Origin of the sequence: Okeania sp. SIO2B9 (assembly GCF_010672505.1) — a bacterium.
GTDB classification, from domain to species: domain Bacteria; phylum Cyanobacteriota; class Cyanobacteriia; order Cyanobacteriales; family Microcoleaceae; genus Okeania; species Okeania hirsuta.
On the sequence record NZ_JAAHGK010000386.1, the window covers coordinates 1 to 5,860 of the forward strand.

Sequence of the window (5,860 nt, forward strand, 5' to 3'; positions counted from 1 at the left end):
ATGGCAAAATCGTACCAACTAATCGCTCCACTATTTGTATAGTGATAAGTTCCATAGGTTTCCGAATTGAGGTGCGGAATAATTTTAGCGATCGCCTCTGCTAAGTCTCCCGTCCAAGTTGGACAACCGACCTGATCGTAGACAACTCTTAATTCTTCCCTATCTTTACCTACCCGCAACATGGTTTTGACAAAGTTACCTTTTCCATAAGTTCCATAAACCCAAGCTGTTCTAATAATAATATGATTAGCTTCTGTTTCTCGAATTGCTTCTTCCCCAGCTAATTTAGATTTACCATAAGTTCCGAGGGGGTGTGTCGGGTCGGTTTCTATGTAAGGGGTGCTTTGACTACCATCAAAAACATAGTCAGTGGAAATGTGGATTAAGGTAGCTCCTAATTTTTTAGCCTCTTTTGCCATAATTCCAGGAGCAATACTATTCACAGCATGAGCTAATTCTGGTTCATTTTCAGATTTGTCAACTGCTGTATAAGCTGCGGCGTTGATAATTATTTCTGGTTTAACTTGGTCTATAAGCTGGGAGATAGCATTGGAGTCTGCTAAGTCTAAGTTTTCTCGTCCTACTGCCGTTACTTCTCCTATTTTTGTGACAAGGGGTTGTAGTTGACTTCCTAGTTGTCCGTTAATACCTGTTAATAAGATTTTCATTTGTGATTTTTGATGATTCTGAGTTTTGAGAATTTTAAGTTTGAGAATTTGCTGATTTTCATTTTGTCTTTGAGTAAGTAGTTCGGTAAAGTTCCGCCTCTCTGAACAATAACTTCAGCTAGAAAGTTTCCCCAAATATTCTAATTTTTCAATCCATAGTTTTGAGAATTTTAAGTTTGAGAATTTGCCAATTTTCATTTTGTCTTTGAGTAAGTAGTTCGGTAAAGTTCCGCCTCTCTGAACAATAACTTTAGCTAGAAAGTTTCCCCAAATATTCTGATTTTTTAATCCGGAGTTTTGAGAATTTGCCGATTTTCATTTTGTCTTTGAGTAAGTAGTATAGACAAAATTTCAGCCTCTCTGAACAATAACTTTAGCTAGCAAGTTTCCCCAAATATTCTGATTTTTTAATCCGGAGTTTTGAGAATTTTAGTGTTTGAGAATTTGCCGATTTTCATTCCGCCTTAGTATCAAGTTAGGTGAAAAAGTTCAACTCCAAGCAAAATCATTCTAGCAACTAACTTTTCCAAAAATATTCTGACTCCTGACTCCTGATTCCTGACTCCTCTTATACAAACAAATCAGCATCTTTTAAAGTTGTACCAGCTTCATCTTTTTTAGATAATTTAACCTCAATTCCATCTAAAGGCCAATCAATTCCAATCTCTGGATCGTTCCAAATAATTGAACGCTCATATTCAGGTGCATAATAATCAGTAGTTTTATACAAAACATCAGCAGTTTCAGACACTACTAAAAAACCATGAGCAAAACCAGGGGGCACCCAAAGTTGTCGTTTATTTTCTGCACTTAAAAGATAACCTACCCACTTACCAAAATTAGGAGAATTTTTCCGAATATCTACAGCAACATCGAATATTTCTCCCACAACTGTTCGTAATAATTTACCTTGAGCTTGTTGAATTTGATAATGCAAACCTCGCAATACTCCTTTGCTAGAACGAGAGTGATTATCTTGCACAAATTCCAAATTTACTCCTGTTTTTTCTGAAAAATTACGTTGATTAAAACTTTCCATAAAAAAGCCACGTTCGTCTCCAAAAACTTTTGGCTCTATCAGCAATACTTCTGGGATTTCTGTTTGAATTACATTCATTTATATGACCTCAATTTATTTATAGGTAGTAGGTTTTAGGTTTTAGGTTTTATGTTTTAGAGTTAATATATAGCAACCGCCTAAGCAGTTAGGACATATCAAAAGCTTAAAACTCAGACAACGCCAGATTTTTCCTTCTATCCTAGATAACTAAAACATTCTTCCTTCTGTTATATTCACAATTAAAAATTCCATAGATATATAACTTTATCTTGTCTGTTTTGTCAACCTTTTTTTCCCTGATACCAACCGTGAAAAAAGAATGCTTAACTTAGGCGACATTTCAATTATTAAGTAATTAACACAGACTGAATAACTTTTTTGATAATTACCACCCCAGTTATTGTTAATTATTCTGATGTTTATTTCCCCTCCTGGGAGGGGTTAAGGGTGGGTTCCCTCTCTATACGGAAGTTGCATGCAACGTCCCTACCTACTCCCCTACTCCCCTACTCCCTCACTCCCTTGCTTTTTCTTTCCCCTACTTTTTCTTTCCCCAAGCTTCTAATTCTCCTATCCACAGAGAAAAAACTAATTTATGGAAATTTAGCGTTCGAGCAATTCTCAGTAAAAAGGAGAATAAAGTTGGCTGATAATATTTGAGTCGATCAAATATATATTCCACACTCATAGAATTATTGGTTGGCTTTGATTCTACATCAGAAAATCCACTTTTTTCCAAAGCTAATTTTATCGTATCAAGGGAGAAATAAGTCAAGTGTTCAGCTGGTTTATAGTGATACCATAAAGATCCTAATAATTTATGCCAAAACCCTCCCAAATTAGGAGTAGTAATAAAAATCCATCCTCCCGGTTTCAAAAGTTGATAAGCTCCTGTTAGTTGAGCAATAGGGTCTGTTGTATGTTCAATCATATCTTGCAACATAATCAAATCAAAAGAATTAGGTTCAAAATTATGATTAAACAAATCACCTTGATATACAGATAAACCCCTATTTTTAGCAAACTTTACTGCATATTTTGATACTTCTAAACCTTGAGGATTATCCCATCCTAAATCTTTTGCTTGCTCCAAACAATCACCTAAAGCACAACCCACATCTAATAATAAGCCTTGACCAGAAAGTTTTGTTTCAGCCTTTAATAAACGTTTGCGAAAAGTCTGGCTATTAATTTTCATCCCTTGGAAATAATTAGAATATCCTCCTTTAGGAAAATCGTTATTATAATAATCTTCCTGATAAATTGCAGTAGGATTTACTGGTGGATTATTATCCCATACCATACCACATTCAGAGCATTTTGCTAATAGATAATCATCCCCTGCTTTGTAGTAGTTAAATTTATCTGTATGACATAAGGGACAATGATTTTTTTGCATAATATTTGATGAAAATTACTTCTGTTAAAATTACATCTAGATAAATATATTGCCAGGGATTAAAATCCCTGGCTCACAGCTAAAGTCCTCTGCAGAGTACTCCATATTTTCAGTCCCTTTTAAGGGACTTCAGCTATGAACCATGAAATTTATTTCATGGCTATTTTAGAGGTTATTGTTATCTTTTCAACTCTCTTCTACCCTAACTTTTACTTCATCATTTAATTTGACAAATTCTTGTTTGTCAGAGTTATAAACCCAAGCTTTAATTATATTTTCTCCCATGGGTAAAGATTTAGCTGAAAATGTTACTTTCCATCTCACTTTACTATAAAGTTTTGACTTCATAATTTTAGCAATATCATTACTCTCTAAGTTGACAATGGCGTTGGCAAAAAAACCTTGATTCTCACCAGAAGAAAGTAATACTAAGTTAGGTTGTTTTTTTCTATCTGGTCTAATTGCCCAACCTCCTAAATTTAAAGTTTCGTCACCTTGAATAATTAGAGGTTTTGCAGTTGTTTGAGGATTATCTAAATAACCATAATTTTGTTTTGGTTGTTTGATAAATTCCAGATTTTGAGGAAATTCTCGCCATCCTAATTTTTCCATAATTTCTGCACCTTGTCTGACTAACCAAGTTTTACCATTCATTAATACTAAACAACTATCTGGAGATTCTCTGATAAATTCTGAATCTGCTAAATAGTTAATTATTTCTAGACATTCTTTCCGACTTTCTATGTAGGGAAAACTTAATTTTACATTCCTCACAACATACACCGAGTTGATCGTCATAATTCCTGTCATTGCGACAGCTAAAATTTTATATATTGATAAATATTTTTGTTGCTCCTGTACAAACAAAGCTAGGAGATATATTAGAGAGATAATTAATAATATTGATGTGGTTGTATATCGGGAAGAAATCATTGCATTTTCGATTCCATATTCTGCTCTACCTACAGAAATAGATAGAGCAGAAATTAGAGAAAATGTACCTATTGTTAACCAAGGAATGGTTTTCTTTAGAGAAAAATCTAAATTTGTTAATAAAGGTGCATCCAAAGTTTCTAAAGATTCTGGAACAGAAATTCTATTTCCTCTGAATTTCCAATTCATTGCTTCGGGTAGAGAACTTTTTATTCCTAATTCTTGACTTTCTTTTTTCAACAAAATTTTATTGAGAAAGTAATATGTGAAAAATAAGAAACCAGAGAATAATATTAATCCTGTTAAAATTGCCGGGATAGGAAGTCTAACTAAAGGTAAACCTAAAACTGCTAAAAAGTAATTTACAATCAGAAATGGTTGTTCTGTAAATAAAAATGGTTTTGGTTCTCGAATCGGATTAAAGTTAATTGCGTAGATAAGAGATGAAAGTATAAAGAGCAAAATCCAGATACTTAGTCTACTAATTTTTTGTTTTAGTTTGCCTTCTATAGATAATATTGACGGAATTAAAACCAGCCAAGAAAGTAATCCTTGTATTAATGTAAAACTTCCGATTAAACAAAATATTGCTGCTAGAAATATTCTGGTTTTTACGGATAAATTATCTAAGGCGTGAATAAAATATACTGCCATTATTAGACATAAGTTTGTCAGAAACCAAAATAGGGTAAATCCCCATAACCAGTTTTGATGTTGTACTAAGGAAAATAAGAATAAACAACTTAAAATATTTGCTATATGTAGGATATTTTTGTTTTGATTCTGAAATTGAATTTCGGCTATTTTGCAAATAGCAAAAAATGTCATGATGACAAAAATTACGCTACAAATTATTTCGGCTTGAGTGTTCCATTTAGTGGCAAATGCTAAGGCGGTAATGATTAATTTTGGTATTAATATTCTGTGATGTCCGTGTACTGTGAAAAAGTCAAAAAATGTGGCATTTCCTTCAGCAACTCGCTCAAAGATAGGGGTTAATCTCCATTGATCCCAGTAGGGAACGTTGACACTAAAATTACCGAGAAACCAAAGGAGTAATAAGACTGGGAAAATATAGAGAGTTAGTAATAATATTTTGGTTTGGGAAAATATTTTTCGCATTATTGGGAAGTGGCGATCGGCAATATTATAGGTGTAGGTTGGGTTTCGTTCCTCAACCCAACTACTGACACTTATACAATAAAACAAACCACATCTGTATCTCTTTTCTCTATTCGTTTAATGTTAGGTTTCACTACCGTTCAACCCAAGCTACAATCTACTTTTAACATTATTAGAAAATTGGTAGATAGCTTTTTTTGGAAATATTACCTTAAAGCGAAGTTGAAAGTCCTGTTTCTTTAGAGCTATGCAGCAATAGAGATGAATAAAATTTTTATTTCTGATTTGCGAAAAGCTTGCCTCTGAATTTTCTAGGCAAAAGCTCCTATTGCGTATGTAGCAATAGAGATGAATAAAATTTCTATTTTGAATTTGCGAAAAGTTGGCTTCTGGATTTTGTCGGTAAAAACTCCTATTGCGATATCCGCAATAAAAGAGAAATGAGCCTAAATTCCTATTGCGTATGTAGCAATAGAGATGAATAAGATTCAGTAGTCAGGAGTCAAAAGAAAGAAAGAATTTAAACTTAACGGGTCGAACCGGACACGATACTCGACCATGACGCGGTCCGGATGGCCGCCGAGGCTGTATTGGCCGTTGAGCGTGTTGGCGACGTGGTGGGAGATATCGTCCTGGTCCAGCAGCACACCGCTGCAGGTCCGGTAGCGACCCTTGCGA

At 34.2% G+C, this 5,860-nt stretch carries 5 protein-coding genes; all 5 read right to left on the reverse strand.

What is annotated here, in order from left to right; all coding sequences use genetic code 11:
• A partial coding sequence (rfbD, locus tag F6K13_RS15060) for a dTDP-4-dehydrorhamnose reductase (protein WP_287287764.1) occupies positions 1-668 on the reverse strand: 668 nt, incomplete at its 3' end.
• A 568-nt stretch (positions 669-1,236) separates the two neighbouring features.
• A complete protein-coding gene (gene rfbC, locus F6K13_RS15065) occupies positions 1,237-1,785 on the reverse strand; it encodes a dTDP-4-dehydrorhamnose 3,5-epimerase (RefSeq protein ID WP_124154871.1) in 549 nt (182 codons plus the stop codon).
• Positions 1,786-2,266: 481 nt separating this feature from the next.
• Positions 2,267-3,127 (reverse strand): bifunctional 2-polyprenyl-6-hydroxyphenol methylase/3-demethylubiquinol 3-O-methyltransferase UbiG, encoded by an 861-nt coding sequence (locus F6K13_RS15070; RefSeq protein ID WP_124146461.1) that lies wholly within the window; start codon positions 3,125-3,127, stop codon positions 2,267-2,269.
• A gap of 186 nt (positions 3,128-3,313) precedes the next feature.
• Entirely contained in the window at positions 3,314-5,269 is a 1,956-nt protein-coding gene (locus tag F6K13_RS15075) for a hypothetical protein (RefSeq protein WP_124154870.1), read from the reverse strand.
• A gap of 401 nt (positions 5,270-5,670) precedes the next feature.
• On the reverse strand, positions 5,671-5,860 hold a 190-nt coding region (locus F6K13_RS15080; protein ID WP_287287765.1), incomplete at its 5' end, for a hypothetical protein.

What these genes read in the sequence shown, in the direction of transcription:
- rfbC (WP_124154871.1), bottom strand. Translation starts at nt 1,785, where the DNA reads ATGAATGTAATTCAAACAGAAATCCCAGAAGTATTGCTGATAGAGCCA.
- F6K13_RS15070 (WP_124146461.1), bottom strand. Translation starts at nt 3,127, where the DNA reads ATGCAAAAAAATCATTGTCCCTTATGTCATACAGATAAATTTAACTAC.